Source organism: Guptibacillus spartinae (genome assembly GCF_028610625.1).
In the GTDB taxonomy this organism is placed as follows: domain Bacteria; phylum Bacillota; class Bacilli; order Bacillales; family Guptibacillaceae; genus Guptibacillus; species Guptibacillus spartinae.
Map to the genome: position 1 here is coordinate 89,871 of NZ_JAQQWU010000003.1, position 17,341 is coordinate 107,211.

17 protein-coding genes are annotated in these 17,341 nt (G+C 40.9%); 13 read left to right on the forward strand and 4 right to left on the reverse strand.

Annotated features, from left to right (window positions below; translation table 11 throughout):
- The first annotated feature begins 144 nt into the window (after nucleotides 1-144).
- The gene (locus PQ511_RS07160) at nucleotides 145-1,110 is read left to right on the forward strand and encodes an ankyrin repeat domain-containing protein (protein ID WP_273851220.1); all 966 of its coding nucleotides are present in this window, start codon (nucleotides 145-147) and stop codon (nucleotides 1,108-1,110) included.
- Between the two features lie 59 nt (nucleotides 1,111-1,169).
- On the opposite strand, the gene PQ511_RS07165 is transcribed toward PQ511_RS07160, so the two are convergent.
- The 3 genes from PQ511_RS07165 to PQ511_RS07175 all read right to left on the reverse strand — a co-directional run bounded on the left by PQ511_RS07165 (nucleotide 1,170) and on the right by PQ511_RS07175 (nucleotide 3,174).
- Nucleotides 1,170-2,063: a glycerophosphodiester phosphodiesterase gene (locus PQ511_RS07165; RefSeq protein ID WP_273851221.1), complete on the reverse strand. Its 894-nt coding sequence runs from the start codon at nucleotides 2,061-2,063 to the stop codon at nucleotides 1,170-1,172.
- 366 nt (nucleotides 2,064-2,429) lie between these two features.
- Nucleotides 2,430-2,936 carry a GNAT family N-acetyltransferase gene (locus tag PQ511_RS07170; protein ID WP_273851222.1) on the reverse strand — a complete coding sequence of 169 codons (507 nt, stop codon included), beginning with the start codon at nucleotides 2,934-2,936 and terminating at the stop codon, nucleotides 2,430-2,432.
- A 100-nt stretch (nucleotides 2,937-3,036) separates the two neighbouring features.
- Nucleotides 3,037-3,174 carry a hypothetical protein gene (locus tag PQ511_RS07175; RefSeq protein WP_273851223.1) on the reverse strand — a complete coding sequence of 46 codons (138 nt, stop codon included), beginning with the start codon at nucleotides 3,172-3,174 and terminating at the stop codon, nucleotides 3,037-3,039.
- Between the two features lie 237 nt (nucleotides 3,175-3,411).
- Here PQ511_RS07175 and PQ511_RS07180 point away from each other — a divergent pair, with 237 nt between their 5' ends.
- From PQ511_RS07180 to PQ511_RS07235, 12 genes are all read left to right on the forward strand, one after another.
- Nucleotides 3,412-4,218 carry a histidinol-phosphatase gene (locus tag PQ511_RS07180; RefSeq protein WP_273851224.1) on the forward strand — a complete coding sequence of 269 codons (807 nt, stop codon included), beginning with the start codon at nucleotides 3,412-3,414 and terminating at the stop codon, nucleotides 4,216-4,218.
- Nucleotides 4,219-4,510: 292 nt separating this feature from the next.
- A complete protein-coding gene (gene yhfZ, locus PQ511_RS07185; protein WP_273851225.1) occupies nucleotides 4,511-5,443 on the forward strand; it encodes a GntR family transcriptional regulator YhfZ in 933 nt (310 codons plus the stop codon).
- Nucleotides 5,444-5,511: 68 nt separating this feature from the next.
- Nucleotides 5,512-5,874, forward strand: a complete 363-nt coding sequence (locus PQ511_RS07190; protein ID WP_273851226.1) for a PRD domain-containing protein — start codon at nucleotides 5,512-5,514, stop codon at nucleotides 5,872-5,874.
- Nucleotides 5,875-5,886: 12 nt separating this feature from the next.
- A complete protein-coding gene (locus PQ511_RS07195; protein ID WP_273851227.1) occupies nucleotides 5,887-6,246 on the forward strand; it encodes a DUF2620 domain-containing protein in 360 nt (119 codons plus the stop codon).
- A 21-nt stretch (nucleotides 6,247-6,267) separates the two neighbouring features.
- The gene (locus PQ511_RS07200) at nucleotides 6,268-7,563 is read left to right on the forward strand and encodes a YhfT family protein (protein ID WP_273851228.1); all 1,296 of its coding nucleotides are present in this window, start codon (nucleotides 6,268-6,270) and stop codon (nucleotides 7,561-7,563) included.
- 14 nt (nucleotides 7,564-7,577) lie between these two features.
- Complete coding sequence (locus PQ511_RS07205; protein ID WP_273851229.1) at nucleotides 7,578-8,495, forward strand: phosphotriesterase family protein; 918 nt, start codon at nucleotides 7,578-7,580, stop codon at nucleotides 8,493-8,495.
- A 2-nt stretch (nucleotides 8,496-8,497) separates the two neighbouring features.
- A complete protein-coding gene (locus tag PQ511_RS07210; protein WP_273851230.1) occupies nucleotides 8,498-9,592 on the forward strand; it encodes an aminotransferase class V-fold PLP-dependent enzyme in 1,095 nt (364 codons plus the stop codon).
- 50 nt (nucleotides 9,593-9,642) lie between these two features.
- Entirely contained in the window at nucleotides 9,643-10,797 is a 1,155-nt protein-coding gene (locus PQ511_RS07215) for a YhfX family PLP-dependent enzyme (protein ID WP_273851231.1), read from the forward strand.
- Between the two features lies 1 nt (nucleotide 10,798).
- Nucleotides 10,799-11,986, forward strand: coding sequence for a phosphopentomutase (locus PQ511_RS07220; protein ID WP_273851232.1), 1,188 nt, complete (start codon nucleotides 10,799-10,801; stop codon nucleotides 11,984-11,986).
- A 12-nt stretch (nucleotides 11,987-11,998) separates the two neighbouring features.
- Nucleotides 11,999-13,279: a serine hydrolase gene (locus PQ511_RS07225; RefSeq protein ID WP_273851233.1), complete on the forward strand. Its 1,281-nt coding sequence runs from the start codon at nucleotides 11,999-12,001 to the stop codon at nucleotides 13,277-13,279.
- Nucleotides 13,280-13,467: 188 nt separating this feature from the next.
- Nucleotides 13,468-15,075, forward strand: coding sequence for an ATP-binding protein (locus PQ511_RS07230; protein ID WP_273851234.1), 1,608 nt, complete (start codon nucleotides 13,468-13,470; stop codon nucleotides 15,073-15,075).
- Nucleotides 15,068-15,766, forward strand: coding sequence for a response regulator (locus PQ511_RS07235; RefSeq protein WP_273851235.1), 699 nt, complete (start codon nucleotides 15,068-15,070; stop codon nucleotides 15,764-15,766). Before PQ511_RS07230 ends, PQ511_RS07235 begins: the two co-directional genes overlap by 8 nt.
- 51 nt (nucleotides 15,767-15,817) lie before the next feature.
- Here PQ511_RS07235 and PQ511_RS07240 read toward each other — a convergent pair whose 3' ends face one another.
- Nucleotides 15,818-17,335 (reverse strand): tripartite tricarboxylate transporter permease, encoded by a 1,518-nt coding sequence (locus PQ511_RS07240; RefSeq protein ID WP_273851236.1) that lies wholly within the window; start codon nucleotides 17,333-17,335, stop codon nucleotides 15,818-15,820.
- Nucleotides 17,336-17,341: the final 6 nt, after the last annotated feature.

Sequence of the window (17,341 nt, forward strand, 5' to 3'; positions counted from 1 at the left end):
TTGGAGCTTGACTATTAAAGTGTATGACGATTGCCCCGTTCGAAGACTGGTAATATCTGATTTCACGAAACATTAATCTTTTAAAGAAGCATTCCACGATATAATAATAAGGATGATTAATAAACACATAAATGGAGGAGTTATATGAATCGAAAGGTACTCTGGACATTGCCAATTTTAATTTTCATAGTGGCATGTTCTGAACTTCATAGTAATAATGCTAGTTCTGATCCTCATACTGAAGCAAGTGCAGAAAACCAGGGGACATCAAAACAATCTGAGTTATCGGATGAAGAACAATTTTGGGAATACCTTTATCAGAATGATTCTGACGAAACCGTTTTAAATGAGATGAAGAAACTATTTAGTGAAGGAGTATCGGTGAATACCGTCAACGACGATGGGATAACTCCAATCACCTACGCTGTTATGGAAGGCGATCAAAAGCTTGTTGAGTTTTTCCTGCGAAACGGAGTGGAGGTTCACGATCACGAAGAAGCTGATCATCAAGAAAACGAAGAACGCCATCACGAAAAAAATGAAAATTTGTTAGAAATCGCTGTTGAACAGGAAAATAATGAAATTATTGACCTGCTTTTAAAAATGGGGGCTCATTTTGAAATCGGCAATGAGCAAATGTTAGCTATTGCAGTTCAGGAAGAAAACCCAGAGCTTATCAAAATCCTTCTACATAATGGCTACAATCCAAATCTTGAAATGAAAGTAGATGAACGAGATTTTACGCTCTTAAACTATTCCATTATGGAAGACAATGAAGAGATCACTACCTTACTTCTCAATGCTGGGGCAAACCCAAATTTCGCAGCCAATAATGGTGAAGTGAGTGCCCTTGTTACTGCCATCATACAGGAGAAACCTGCTGAGCTCGTATCGCTTCTATTAGGTAGAGGTGCTGATGCAAATGCACGTTTTGAAGGAAAACCTTTGTTGTTTAAAGCGATCAAACAAGACAATCCTTCTCTTGTTGAAGCACTACTCGTTGCAGGATCCCTTCCTTTTTCCGTTGAGGAAAGTGAAGAGGCGTATGAATTAGCGGAAGAGAGCGATCAAACAAAGGTTGCTGATTTACTGGAACAATATGGTTGGTGATATTAAAAGAAAAAGTCCGTATTGGTAACTAACCAACGAGGACTTTTTTGTCATCATATTTACTTGCCGTGAAGAACATCATTTAGACGGTCAGGATAGTTCGTAAACATCCCCGTTACGCCCCAATCTAATAGGCGCTTCATTTCTTTTTTGTCATTTACCGTATAAGGGTGGATGAGCAACCCAGCGTTTCGTACATTTTGAACATAGGTTTTATCAATTTTTGATGCAGACATTCCGACACCAACAGCATACTCGGATAATTCTTGCAGTTCGTCCTCTGAAATCGAAGCAGGTTCTTTATAAGAAATAAGCTGAATAAGTGGCAAATTTGGGTTTAAGTTGTGCATTTTTAATAAGCTTTCTTTACTAAACGATTGGATTAACACTTTGCTGGATCGTTCGTTCACGCCTGTTAAATTGTATTTGTTAAGAATACGAAGCAACTCTTTTTCCATGCCAGGATAAACGTCAGGAGATTTTGTTTCAATATAATAGCGTGCCCCTGTTCCAAAGGTTTGAATGATTTCTTCAAGTGTTGGTACTTGAATTCCTTCGTAAGCTGGGTCAGCCTTTTCCGGATATTTTTCATTAAACCAGCTTCCCGCGTCTAACGTTTTTATTTGTTCTAGCGTATAGTCTTTTACGAGACCTGTCCCATTTGTCGTCCGATCTACTGTCTCATCATGCATCGCGATAAGTTTTCCATCTTTCGTCATTTGAAGATCTACTTCAATGTAGTCTCCTTTCATCTCTTCCCCTAACCTATAGGATGGGATTGTATGCTCAGGAGCATGTCCAGAAGCTCCTCGGTGAGCGACATTTAACAGTTTGCTAGAGTTCATACCTGGTTTGCTTTCATTTGCACTTACTAAGGCAGTTCCAGTGGTCAGAAGACTACCAAACATAAGAAGGGACATTGCTAGAACTCCAATTTTCTTTCTCCGCTTCATCTTTATCATCCTTTCGTAATTAACTACTACTCGGATTATATAGATTCTATGTAAATTCCAATTTACTTTAATCGGATTATTCCCTTAGCTAGTTGGTGATGAAGAAAGTGGAAGAGAGGGAAATGTACTTAGAAATAAGGGAGAGGTCTCTTGAATTCTAAGAATAAGCGAGCCCTCTAGGAAAATATTACGAGAAAGTGAGACTACAGTATTAGTACCTTTCTCGTAAAAAAGTTCATGATTTTAAAACAAATGGAGTGCCGTGGAGCGCTGGTGAGCGAGTCACAAGTTCGCTAATCGCGAGTGACAGGCACCACCCGTAATCTGTCAGTTTATGTCGAGGGAGTGGGCGTGGGCCAACCATCTTTACTTTTTTCTTAAAGTTGGAGTGGCGGAGAGTTTTCTAACATAGATTTTTAAACTTTCAATATGCGGACTTTCAGATTCGATCGTTAAGTTATTGGATAGCTTTTTTTCGATAATGTAATTGGTCAGGAAACTGCCTTTTGTTTCAAAACCTAACCGTTTAAAGCTTTTAATTCCCTGGCTGTTTTCTTTGTCTACCATCCCATAGATCGTGGTGATTCCTTTGTCCAAAAGATATTTTTGAAAAACAGGAAGTAATGCTCGGGCAATACCTTTTCTCTGCACACTTCGGTCTAAAACAACATAATCAATTAATACCATGTGATTAATTCTTAAGCGATAACTTAGAAATCCTGCAATCTCTCCATGATCATGACAAATAATAAGTACTTCATGAGCATAATTCAATATACTTTTGATTGTAGTTTCAGGGACGTCAAAATTTTCTATACAAATAGAAAGTAAAGTAGGGTCATCCAATTCTTTTTGGCGATTACGAATATACAACCTTCATTCTCCTTTACGTTATTAAAATAAATACATAAGATGATGTTATTGGTGAAAAAATGGAGTTAATGCAGCTTCACTGCACTAACTCCAGGGAAAATTATTCAGCAGATTCTTCAGCAGGAGCTTCAGTTGGAGCAGCTTCTTCTGTTGGAACCACGATCTTCTTGTTTACTTTCTTTCTTTTCTTACTGCCTTCTAAAATCTCATCAAGCAAATTGTGTAGGAATTCACTCATTGAACTTCCTCCTTCAAAAAGTATTTGAAATGTTTTCATTTCATATGGTATCTTACGCTCGCTTGTCCGAAAGGTTCGGACAAGTATGGAAGTCTGAGAAAAATGTATGAATGCCACATACTTATTTAGGACAATGAAAATATTCTGTAAATCATCCATTCGCTTATCTTTTGTTGTGAAGAAATATGATAGGATTAAAAATAGGATGATTTTCTAGTTTATGGAAGGAGAGGTTTTATGAAATTTGATTATCACACGCACCACGAACGTTGCGGTCATGCCGAGGCTACGATTGAAGAGTACATAAAAGCAGCAATTCAAAATGATCTCCAAATGATTGGAATATCTGACCATTCCCCGTTCTTTGCAAGTGAGAAAGATCGAGCGTTACCGCGCATTGCCATGGCAAAAAGTGAATTTTCTTCTTATGTTGATGAAGTTTTAAGATTGAAAGAAAAGTATCGAGGGAAAATAGATGTCTTACTAGGCGTGGAATCTGACTTCTTTCAGGAGCACTATCCGCTCTATAAAAGCATTTATGATCAGTATCCATTTGATTACATTATCGGTTCCGTTCATTTTAGTAATGGTTCTAATATCTTTGATAAAACTCGCTGGGAGAATTTATCCGAAGAGGATATTCGTAAAGAGAAAGAGCATTATTACAAATTAATTGTTGAATCAGCGGAAAGCGGTGTTTTTGATATTTTAGCTCATATTGATGCAATGAAAGGCTTCTATCCTGGTTTTACAAATATCGAAACCCCTGAAGTAGAAAAAGCGATTAAGCGACTCGGTGAGCTTGGATCAACCATTGAAATCAACACGTCAGGTAAGCATAAAGATTGCGGCGGCTGGTATCCAGCAAATGATATGCTCGAAATGGCATACCATTATGGCGTTGGTGTTACGTTTGGATCTGACGCTCACTGGCCTTCACGGGTCGGAGAAGAGTTTGAAGAAGTTCGTGCGAAGCTTAAGGAGATTGGGTTTAAGAATTGGACAGTGTTTCGAGAGCGTAAGAAGGAGTTTGTTGGATTGTAAGAGGGCGTATAGAGAGAGTAGACCCAAAGTCTACCCTCTCTTTTTTTATGAAAATCAAAAATCTTATTTCAAAAAATTGAATAATCCAGCTTTAATTTAATTCTAGATAAGCAGGAGGGCGCGAAAAGAGCAACAATAAGAACTAATAACTAACATAACTTATAAATGTAAGAAAACGTAGAATGATTAAATGAACCTTAACCTATTTTTTCAGAATATTCATTGAAATGTTTCCGATTTTGGGTTATTCTATAAAGTGAAAATACGAAAAATTGTATATTGAGGTGAGAGGATGAAAGGCAAATGGGAGAAACTATACAGCAAGAATGGACTTGCAGCTAGGAGAATTGCTGCAAATCTATTAGCGATCGAGCCAGGAAGCCGTATTCCTCGCGTAAGTGATTTTGCTACAGAAACATCACTTGGAAGGGGGACAATTCAAGGAGCTTTACGTCTATTGGAAGAAATCGGAGCCATTGTTCTTGAAGCCAGGGGCCACCTTGGTACGTTTCTTGTTAGAACAAACCGAGAACTTCTTTGGGATATTGCAGGACTTGGTTCTGTTATGGGGGCTATGCCGTTACCCTACTCGAGAAAATACGAAGGCCTTGCTACCGGTTTAGTTCAAGTGCTTGAAAGAATGAAAGTTCCTTTTAATCTTGCCTTTATGAGAGGATCTTCAAATCGAATTGATGCTTTGAAAGCTGGAAGGTATGATTTTGTTATTGTTTCAAGACTTGCAGCTGAGCTTGCTATCGAGAATGATGCTAGCATCGAGATGGTGAAGAATTTTGGGGATAACTCATACGTCTCGGGCCATGAAATTGTTTTTTCAGACCCTAACAATACGTCTATTCAAAGCGGGATGCGGGTCGGTATTGACTATTCTTCAGCTGACCAGCATCTTCTTACCGAGTATGAAACAGAAGGTATTAACGTCCAGTTAATAGAAGTAAATTACATGCAGTTGATGGAGATGCTAAAAAACAATGAAATTGATGCTGCAGTTTGGAACAAGGATGAGATCCTTCATTCTGAAAAAATGGGAAAAGGATCATTCCGTTCAATTAAAGCTCAGGAATTAAGTAGGAAAGTGAATGAGGCAACTATGCTCTTAAGTAGAGAGAGAGTAGAACTAAGAGATGCCTTACTTGACCTATCTGTAAGTAACGTTATAGAGTTACAAATTCAAGTTGAAAAGGGAGAGATTTATCCGCATTATTAGGTAGGATTTCAATAAGGATTTCCTATAGTTTTAATATACTAAATACTGTATATTGGAGGGTTGATTTTATGACTACAATTAAAGAACGATTAGATATTCTGAAAGCAGGTGATGTGATTAGTTCAGAAGCTTCAACTATCGCCGAGCAAGCCGTTCAAAGGTTAAGCAGTCAGACGCATAAGCTCCTTCCTCAAAATAAAGTAGAAATGCTTGTCACTCATCTTGCATCCGCCTTAACGCGTATCTCGCGTGGAGAATCGATTGATGCGCCCCCGGATGAGCTCATTTTGGAAATAGAGAAATCCGATCTCATACAAGTAGCAAAAAGGGAGATTAGCTGGATTCAATCCAATTGGGCCGAGGAAATTCCTCAATCTGAAATTGCCTTTTTGAAAATACACTATGTCACTATTTTTCAAGAAATCAAATAGGAGGAGATTTAAATGAAAATTGTTGTAGGTGGTCAGGTTGATAAAAAGGAAGTAGAAGCTCTAGTGAAGGAGCATGGACCTGAAGGAGTGGAAACCTCAGTTAAATCAGATGTAGAAGCCGCAATGGCGGTAAAAAGTGGTAAGGCAGATTACTATGTTGGAGCATGTCACACTGGTGGTGGCGGCGCGTTAGCAATGGCGATTGCTATTATTGGAAAGCCAAGCTGCGAAACGGTTTCAATGCCTGGAAGGAAACCGAATGAAGAGAAGATTTTACAGGCAGTTCAGGATGGAAAAAAAGCATTTGGTTTTACTGCAGACCATATTGAAACTGCCGTGCCGATGATCATGAAGGCAATTAAAGCACAATAATTTTGGAAGGGGGTTCATTAGATGGAAATGGTTCTCGTCATTTTAATAGGGGCTATGGCAGCTGTTCTTGCGAATTTGAATTTGGCTGTTTTTAACGATGGCTTACGACCAATTGTACCTGAGAATACGGAAGGGCGCATGGGACGTAAAGAACTCGGTTTAACTGCTTTTGCTATGAGTTTTGGACTTGTTGTTGGTTTTGGGATTCCGTTTACCATTACAGCAAGCATTATCCTTATCCATAGTATTTTGCTAGGAACAGATATTATTGGATTGATCACTCCGCGAAATAAATGGGGTACGCCTGTTGCAGCACTTGTAGGTGGAGCATATGGTGCAGGTTTATTAGTTGGACTTGAAGGATTTGTGACTTTATTTGAGAAATTACCATTAAATTTTTTAGATGCGATGGGGCAAGTGGGGTCGCCAGTCGTGGTAACTTTCATGGCATTTCCAGCTCTAGCTGTGGCATTGCAATTCAGTGTTAAAAAAGGTGTACTAACGTTTATAACTTCGGCCATTATCCGGCAGCTAGCTGTATGGTTAAATGAAAGCGGTGCCATGACTTTCGGTGATACGACGGTTACGTTAAATCAAGAAGGAATGGCTCTCATTACTGGAATGATTTTCTTAATTACATATGCTGTATGTCAAAAACCTGAAGGGGACGGAAGCGGAATTGATCTTGCTTCCGTTTTCAGTGAGAGAGTCGATCGCATTAAAAAGCATGTCGTTTACTTCATGATTATGGGTGGGCTTATTGCTGCGGCTACGAACCTTTTGATTATGGCTGGAGATCCAATATCTTTAAATTTAATTGCAGACGGAAAAATAACAGATGCTGCTATTGCGGCTGGAGCTCGTGCACTCGGATTTATCCCTCTAGTTGCTAGTACGGCGATTGCAACAGGTGTTTATAGTCCAGTTGGATTTACGATTATTTTCGTCGTTGGATTACTTGTTCCAAATGTATGGGTTGCAGCTATTATCGGTACTATTACTGTTTTTCTAGAGGTAATGCTACTAAGCCAGATTGCTCGTTTTCTTGATAGATATCCTGGTGTACGTCAATCAGGAGAAAATATTCGTACCGCAATGAGTCGAATTTTAGAAGTTGCTCTTTTGATTGGTGGTGCAAACGCAGCTAATGCTATTGCTCCTGGCCTCGGGTTCTTTATCATTGCAGGATTTTATTTGTTAAATGAAATTGCGGGCCGACCAATTGTGCGAATGGCTGTAGGACCGATTGGCGCGATCGCAGTTGGGATTTTGGCTAATATTCTTGTCGTTCTCGGACTTATGCAAATACCACAGTAGAAGGAGGATCTAAAATGATTCAAACGGTTAGAGGACAAATTGATACTACTGAACTCGGGGTTTGTTCAGCTCATGAACACCTTTGTATTGACCTATCACGAATCAAAAAAGATCCCGACACGATTCTTGATGATATAGGTGGAATGGAAGATGAACTTCGCTACTTTAAAGCTTCAGGTGGACAGGCGATGGTAGAAGTTACGAATGACGGAATGGGGCGTAATGCCACTCTCCTTAGGAAGTTAAGCGAAACAACCGGTGTGCATCTTATCGCAAGTACAGGATTTTATAAAGACCCATTCCTCCCAGATCACGCAATAAAATGGGGGCGAGATCAGTTTGCACAACATATGATTGATGAAATAAAAAATGGGATTGATGGAACAGACGTTTATCCCGGGGTTATTGGAGAAATTGGGAGCAGTCATTATGAGATCAAGCCTATTGAAGAAGAGCTCTTAACTGGGGCAGGAATCGCAGCAATGGAAACGGGCCTTCCGCTCACCACACATACAACACTCGGAACGATGGGAGTCGAGCAAGTTGAACTTTATTTTGCTCTTGGATTGCCAATGAACCAATTGATTGTGGGGCATCAAGACCTTAATCAAGAAGATGAACGAGTACTTACTGTTGTGGAAGCAGGGGCGTTTGTAGGATTTGATACGATTGGCAAAATTAATTATCGACCTGATGAAGACCGAATTAAAACGATTTGTCTTCTAATTGAAAGAGGATATGGTGAGCAGATTTTATTATCTACTGATTTAACAAGAAAGTCACATTGGCATAAGCATGGTGGCATTGGATATGACTATGTTCTTAATGAATTTGTTCCTCGTTTAAAAGAAGCTGGTGTGTCTGAGGAGGATATTCGAATGATGTTAATTGACAACCCAGCGCATGCTTTCAGTCGAAAGGGGAGCGCATAACATTGAAATATCAGGAGTCTGTCATACCTCAGATGTCGGTTGAAGAAGCAACAAAAAAGCAGTTTGAAATTGTCGATTTTATTACGAAAGAATTTAAGGATAATGAAATGTTTCAGGATGGTGATCGCGGTGTGCATCCGATCTATAAGCGTCCTAGAACAACTGCGAAAGTTGAAAAAGTGATGGCGAATGTATTTGGAGCTAATCAAGCGGTACTTGTGCGAGGATCGGGTACTGGTGCCATTCGCTCGCTCTTAAGTGCCCTCCTTGAACCGGGAGAATCCATGATTATTCACTCTGCACCTATTTATATGACAACGAAAGAAACGATTCGTATGCTTGGATTACGAACTGAAGAAGTTAATTTTAATGACTACGATGCCCTTAAACAGAATGTTACACGTTCAAAAGCAAAGGTTTTCTATATCCAACACGCAAGGCAGCAACCAATCGATACCTATCAGCTTAAAGAAGTCATTCAAATAGTGAAATCAATCAAACCTGAAATGATCGTGGTTGTTGATGACAATTATTGTGCCTTGAAAATGCCTGGCCTTGGGATTCAAGCCGGTGCGGATTACTCTACTTTTTCCGGATTTAAGCTACTAGGTCCTGAAGGGGTTGGGGTGGTAGTAGGAGAGAGTGCAATCGAAATCATTCAGCAGCGAAATTATTCTGGAGGTAGTCAAGTTCAAGGACCAGAAGCGATGGAGTTGCTTAGGGCATTACCTTTTGCCCCGGTCTCGTTAGCGATTCAGAGTCAGCAAGTTGAGATTTTGTGTGAGTTGTTAAACAAAGGTGAAGTGCATGGAGTGAAAGAGGCTTATATTACAAACTCTCAATCAAAGAATGTCATCGTTGAATTGAAGGAGCCGGTTGCTCAAGAGGTGATTGAACGCAGTAAGACTTTTGGAGCAGCAACCTATCCAGTTGGTGCCGAATCACGGTTTGAACTCGTTCCAATGATTTATCGAGTATCTGGTAGTTTTCTTGAGAGTACACCAGAATTAGTTGAATACGGGTTACGTATTAATCCTATGAAAGCTGGAGCTGAGACCGTTATTCGTATTCTTCAAAATGCTTTGCGAGATGAGTAACGATACATCTAAGAAAAGATTTATACGCTGTCGTTTAGGAGGCTATTACATTGTTTCTTTCACTTACAAAGAAGAGGAATCCGGAGCTCATAAAAGCGGGAGTAAGCCTTCACCAATCTGGGCTTATTCCCCCTAATACGTATGTTCTCGATCTTGACACAATAGCCAAAAATGTTAGGAGCATGGCAAAGGCTGCTAAGGAGAATGATTTTGCTTTGTATTTTATGAGTAAGCAGCTTGGTCGTATTGGTGAACTTGGAAATTGGATTGCGGAACATGGCATTGAACAAGCTGTTGCCGTTGAATTTGAAGAAGCTTTCCGATTACATCAGTCAGGTGTCAAAATTGGAAATGTGGGTCATCTCGTTCAACCTGGCAAACATCAGTGGGGTGAAATTCTCGGCATCGAACCAGAGGTTGTTACAGTCTTTTCAATTGAGCGAGCGAGACAGGTGTCAGAGGCAGCTATAAGACTAGGAAAAAAACAAGATGTCATTTTGAGAGTTATTCGTCCATCCGATACTATTTATCCTGGGCAGTGGGGAGGATTTCAGTTAGAAGAACTTCAATCAGCTATTCCAGAGCTTAAGGAACTCGAAGGAATTGAAGTGATGGGCGTTACTTCTTTTCCATTACTACTTATGGATAAGGAGGGGGAAGAGTTACGATTTACAGAAAATCTGAAAACGATTCTTTCAGCAAAAGAAATACTTGAAGCATCCGGATTTCAGATTCGACAGGTCAATGGGCCGAGTGCAACGAGTACAGCAACCATTCCAATGCTCAAAAAAGCAGGGATTACGCATGGGGAACCGGGCCATGCTCTGACAGGTACTACACCCCTTCATGCGGTGCGCTCGCTTCCTGAGGATCCTGCTATTATTTATGTCTCTGAAATCTCTCATGTAGACAAGGAAAACGTCTATGTAATTGGAGGAGGGTTTTATGAACGAGGAAATATGACCGGTGCCTATGTCGGAAGCTCTCCTGAACATATTTTTGATGCTTTTTTGAAAGGAAAGTCTCTTAATTCGGAGTACATTGATTACTATGGAAGACTCGAACAAGGATCGCCTGTATCAATCGGTGATACAGCAATCTATGCTTTTCGAACACAAGTGTTTGTGACTAGAGCGAACGTCGCCCTTGTGCGTGGGTTACATGATGGTGTTCCAGAAATCGTACATTTCGAAAGGAGAGGATAGAATGGGACGTATGGTAGTGCTCATTCTTGATAGTTTTGGAATTGGTGCAATGGATGATTGTGATGACTATGAACCAGGGGACTGTGTAGCAAATACGTACGAGCATATTCGAAATAAAGTTAGGCTTTCTATTCCAACCATGTACTCATTGGGACTTAATCAGCTAGTCGATGGAACAGGGATACCAAAAGGAGCTTATGGAAAATCAAGACTTGCGCATTTCGGTGCTGATACTTACATGGGACATCAGGAGATCGTTGGAAGTCTTCCAAAACATCCCGCCAAACGTTTGATGAAAGATATTCATGAGGAGATAGCAACTCGCCTTCTGAGTGAAAATTTCAATGTAGTTTATCCTATTGAGGATTTGCCAGTATTGTTAATTGACGATGCGATCATTGTTGCGGATAACATTGAATCCACTTCTGGAAACATTATCAATGTAACGGCAGACTTGAAAAAGGTTTCGTTCGACTACGCGCTTAAAGTAGGAAGGGTTGTTCGAAAAGTCGTTGATACGAGTCGCGTCATAACGTTAGGAGGACCTCACACGTCGGTCGAGCACTTTCTATCAGTCATAAAGAAAGGAGAAGAAGGTCAATGGGGGATTGATAGCCCTAAAGCGGGAGTATATGGTGAAGACTATCACGTTCGTCACCTTGGATATGGCATTAATGTCCAACGGCAGTTCCAAATTTTAGCGGAATCTAAAATTCCGGTTTATCGAATCGGAAAAACGGCTGACGTGCTAGAAGGTAAAGACCTCGCTTATTCGATCGTCAATACAGCAGAAGTGCTTCAACAATTGAAAGAATCATTTATAAGCGAAGAACATGGGGCTTTTCTAGTAAATGTACAAGAAACAGACCTTGCTGGTCATGCAGAAGATACGAAATGGTACGCCTCGCTTCTCGAAATAGTAGATAACTGGCTGAAGGATTTTATCCCACTACTTAAAGAGGATGATATTTTAATTGTAACAGCCGATCATGGGAATGACCCAACAATCGGACATTCAAAACATACGAGAGAATTTACGCCTCTAATGGTTTCCGGGCCAAAAGTGAAAGCAGTATCAATCGGTACAAGAGCTACAATGGCAGATATAGGTGCAACCCTAAGTGATTATTTTCATATTGACCCACCCGAATCAGGTACGAGTTTTCTTAATCAAATTCTTGAAAGTTAAGGAGGAGAAAAGGTGACAAAACGAATTTGTGTATTGATGGTAATATTTCTTCTGGTGACTACCTCTCTTTTTTCCACGTCAACTGCTGCTAAAGGACAAAAACTAAGTCACGGTAGTCCTAAAAGGGCTGGGATGGATGCTACAAGACTCGAAGAAATTGATAGCGTAGTGAAAGACGCAATAACTAATAATATTACTCCTGGTGCAGTAGTATTAGTGGCGAAGGACGGGAGAATTGTAAAGGAATCCGCTTATGGAGATGCTCAAAAATATGATATGGGTACTCTTTTAGAAAAACCAAGGAAAATGAAAAAGAAAACGATCTTTGACCTTGCCTCCTTAACTAAGGTGATGGGAACCACACAAGGAATTATGAAGCTTGTTAGTGAGGGGAAATTATCTGTAAATGATCGTGTAGCAAAATATATCCCTGATTTCGCTTCGCATGGTAAGGGTGATGTCACAATTGCTGACTTGTTAACACATACCTCTGGTTTAACTCCATGGCAACCAACTTATTTTCATGCTAAGAATTCGGAAGAAGTGCTAACCTATATTAATAATCTTCCACTGGAATACGAAACTGGAACAGATCGCCGCTATAGTGATTTTAGCTTTATGATGCTCGGCTTTATCATTGAGGAAATAAGCGGAGAGCGACTTAATGATTACCTCCAAGAAAATATTTATAAGCCATTGAAATTGAAGGACACCATGTTCACACCATCTGATCATCTTGATCATAAAATTGCAGCGACCTCATGGGGGAATCCTTTTGAATATAAGATGGTCGATGATCCGGATTTCGGTTATTTCGTACCTGAGCGGGCAGAGGATTTTGACGGGTGGAGAAATAGAACCCTTGTTGGAGAAGTGAATGACGGCAATAGTTATTATGCAAACGGGGGTATTGCAGGACACGCTGGATTATTCTCCACAGCGAGAGATCTTGCCGTGCTTGGACAGACAATGTTAAATGGGGGGAGTTACGGGAAAGTGAAGCTATATGACTATGAGGTTATCAAAGACTTTATAACTCCTCAGCGTTTCGGACAAGGATATGGATGGGAACTCGATAAAAGCTGGTACATGGGAGGTAAGCATTCTGAAAAAGCATTCGGGCATACAGGTTTTACAGGGACACAAGTGATCTTTGATCCTGCTTATGATCTTCAAATCATCGTTCTAACAAATAAGCAAAATAATGGTCCACTTGAAACAGGTTCTTATCCTAGTACTGGAGGACTTTCAAAACAAATTTCAACTATTGTATATGAATCAATACAAAAATAAAACCAAGGGGTTCAAGTACGTCACTGGTGGCGTACCTGAACCCCTTAAAACATTCACTACCGCGAGTGACAGGCACCACCCGAATACCACCCGAATCACGCTACCCCTTTCTCCTGCCTCTTGTGCTCAATCTATCTCATCGTTAGAATAATAGTAAGACAATTCAGTCAGGAAGTGTAAGCGAATACATGAATAGGATGAAATCTCTCTCTCTGCAGACAAAATTATCATTAATGATCCTTGCTTTATTATTTACAGTATTGCTTCTTCTTGGGTTGATTTTCACTCATTTATATTCGACCAGTATTGAAGAACAAATGGGGGAGAGAGCGCTTAATGTTGCTCAGTCCGTAGCGACCATGCCATCTGTTCTCGATGGGATGAAGTTGGAAAATCCTTCTGAAGCGATCCAACCCATTGCAGAAGAGCTTCGGTCCAAAACTGGCGCGGAATTTATTGTAGTTGGTGATCAGGAAGGGATTCGCGTGGCACATCCTTTGGCTGATCGCATTGGCAAACATATGGTGGGTGGCGATAGTCAGCGTGCTCTCGAGAAAGGGGAATCCTACGTATCGAAGGCGGAAGGTTCTCTTGGCTCATCCCTGCGAGGGAAAGCGCCGATTCTTAATAATGGGGAAATTATCGGTATTGTTTCCGTTGGATTCTTAACGGAAGATATTGAACAGAAAGTGGATCAGTATGAATTAAAGGTTATGAGTTTAATAGGAACCATCTTATTACTCGGTTTAGCTGGTGGTTTTTTCATTGCGAAGAATGTGAAAAGGTCTATTTTTGGGCTCGAACCATCTGAAATTGGAGCAATGTTTCTAGAGCGAAATACCATTCTCCAAACGATTAGAGAAGGGATTATCGCCGTTGATGCAAAGGGAGTCGTTACGCTTGCGAACCAAGAAGCTCATCGGATGCTTGATCGTCCTGAAGATGAGGTTCTAGAAGGAAAAGATATATTGACGATTCTACCGAATACAAGGATGCCAGAAGTATTACGTTCCGGAGAGGCAGAGTATGATCAGGAGATTGCCATCGGTCATAATCATGTCATTGTGAACCGCATCCCAATTATTCAAAAGGAGAAAATTACAGGAGCTGTTTCAAGTTTTAGAAGGAAAACAGAGATTGAAGCGTTATCTCGAGAGCTGTCACAAGTGCAAAGCTATGCCAGTGTTCTTCGCTCACAGACTCATGAATATGCCAACAAGCTGTATACGATCCTGGGTTTAATTCAGTTAGGTGCCCATGAGGAGGCAATTGAATTAATACATAAGGAAGCGATCGGTTACCAGGAGGTTGTCCAGCTTTTGGTGAAGGCTGTGCCAAATCCGATTATTTCAGCTCTGCTTTTAGGTAAGTATAATCGTGCGCATGAGCTCCATATTCAATTTTCAATTGATGAAGAAAGTAATCTGAGTGATTTTCCTGAGCGGTTAGAGCCAGAGAAAGTCGTTACGATTATTGGGAATTTAATTGATAATGCGATGGATGCTGTTCTTACGAATAGAGAAGGGGAGCGGCTAGTTCATTTGTTTATGACGGATATTGGAAGAGATTTGATTTTTGAAATAGAAGACTCTGGAAATGGGGTGGCGGAAGAGGAGATGGCTCGAATTTTTGATAGAGGGTTTAGTGGGAAAGAGGGAGAAGACCGAGGGATCGGCCTTTCTCTTGTGAAAAATGCACTTGATTATCTTGGGGGGTATGTCACCATCTCAACAAGCCGTTATGGCGGAGCTGCGTTTACAGTGGTGATTCCTAAGGAGGAACAAACAAATGTCTGAGATCGAAGTGTTAATTGTAGAAGATGATTCACGCATTGCTAAAATTAATCAAAAGTTTACGGAGAACGTTCCTGGTTATACCGTTATCGGCGTTTCTTCAAGTATAAAAGAAGGTAAGGAATTACTTGAAATCGTTGAGCCAGACCTTGTTTTGCTCGATATCTTTTTTCCTGAGGAGAGCGGGCTCGGTTTACTCTGGCATATACGGGAACATTATAAACAAACGGATGTCATGATGATCACAGCTGCAAAAGAAATTGATGCGGTGCAAGAAGCACTAAGGGGAGGCGCGATTGATTACATCATTAAGCCTGTTATCTTTGAGCGCTTTAAGCAAACGCTTGAGAAATTCAAGCAGACGAGGGGACAAATGAATCGTCAAAAAGTGGTGAGTCAGGAAGAAGTCGATCATTTATTTACAAGACAGGCAACCACGGGTATGGCTACTTCTCAAGCAGTACCAAAAGGGATTGATCCTTTAACTTTATCTAAGCTGAAAGAAGTCCTCGTGCGACATGCGCCTCAAGGCATGACAGCTGAGGAAGTTGGAAGTGAAATGGGGTGCAGTCGAACTACAGCGAGACGCTACTTGGAATATATGGTTTCGCTCGGTAGGGTTCATGCTGATCTTTCCTATGGAACAGTAGGTCGTCCTGAAAGACGCTATCATTCAAGAAAGAGTGTTATGTGAAAAGAGCCGCTGGAAGTAGAGTTTTGACTCTACTTCCAGCGGCTCTTTCGATTAAGATGCTAAATGTTCCTTTTCTTCCTCTGTTGGCTTTTTGCTGAACTTGCTTTTTATAACAGGTAAGGTAAGAGAAAGGAGTGAGAGGATAAGCAGAACGATCGTAACTTTACTATCAAGAAACGTCATATAGTTGCCATTTGATATTGTGAGCGCCTGCCTAAAGGATTGCTCCATCATGCCTCCTAGAATAAAAGCAAGAATAAGCGGGGCTGCTGGAAAATTAAGCAGTCTCATAATAAAGCCGATTATTCCAAATGCTAGTAAGAGATAAAGATCGAACGTGCTAAAACTAACTCCGTAAACGCCGATCATGCAGAAGATAATAACGAGCGAGATTAATAGCGCCTTAGGAATATAAAGGATTCTCGCGATAAAAGGAATAAGCGGTAAATTCAAAACTAATAAGAAAAGATTGCCGAGATACATACTGGCGATCACTCCCCAAAACACGTCGGGATGATCGGTCAGCATCAATGGGCCTGGCTGCACACCGACGACAAGAAGTGCACCAAGTAGAACAGCAGTTGTGCCTGAACCTGGAATCCCAAGTGTTAATAGCGGAACGAAAGCGCCACTCGTCGCGGCATTGTTTGATGTTTCTGGCGCGGCAAGTCCTTTAAGATTTCCCTTTCCAAAGGAGGAAGGGTCCTTCGAGATTTTCTTCTCAGTGATATAGGACATAAAGGAAGCAATCGTAGCACCTGCGCCAGGAAGAACACCAAGAATAAAGCCGAGAACGGAATGGCGCGCAATCGGTCCTGAGATTTCCTTTGCCTCTTTTTTCGTGATTTTCAAAGAGCCAACATTTGTGTTTCCGTTCATCATTTTTGATTTTCGAGAGAGGATTAACGAGCAGACTTCTGCTAGCGCAAAAAGCCCAAGAGCGATGATTAAAAAGTCGATTCCTTCAAGAAGGTTTGGGTTTCCGAACGTAAAACGCTGTGTTCCTGTTTGCTGGTCAACGCCGATTGTCGCGATGATCAAACCGATCGTAGCAGAAATTAAAGCTTTCACGGTTGAGCCTTCAGATAAGCTTGCAATGGCCGTTAATCCAAGAAGCATAAGGGCAAAATATTCAGTCGGTCCGAATGAAACCGCAAAGCTAGCCATTAGAGGAGCAACTAACATGAGAGCAACGACGCTCACGGTTCCGCCTGCGAAGGAAGAAATTGCGGCTATGGCTAGTGCTTTCCCGGCATATCCCTGTTTCGCAAGCGGATAGCCATCAAAGGAGGTTGCCACGGTTCCAGATATTCCTGGAGCATTCAATAGAATCGATGACGTCGATCCTCCAAAGACGGCACCATAATAAACACCTGCCATTAGAATAAGGGCAGAAGCGGGGTCCATCCCATAGCTTAAAGGGATCATGATCGCGATAGCTGATATAGGACCGAGTCCCGGCAGCATCCCGATCAAAGTTCCAGCTAATACGCCAATGAAAACGAATAGGATATTTTGAAAAGTGAGGACGACTTGAAAGCCGTAAAGCATATTCGAAATTGTATCCATGATTTT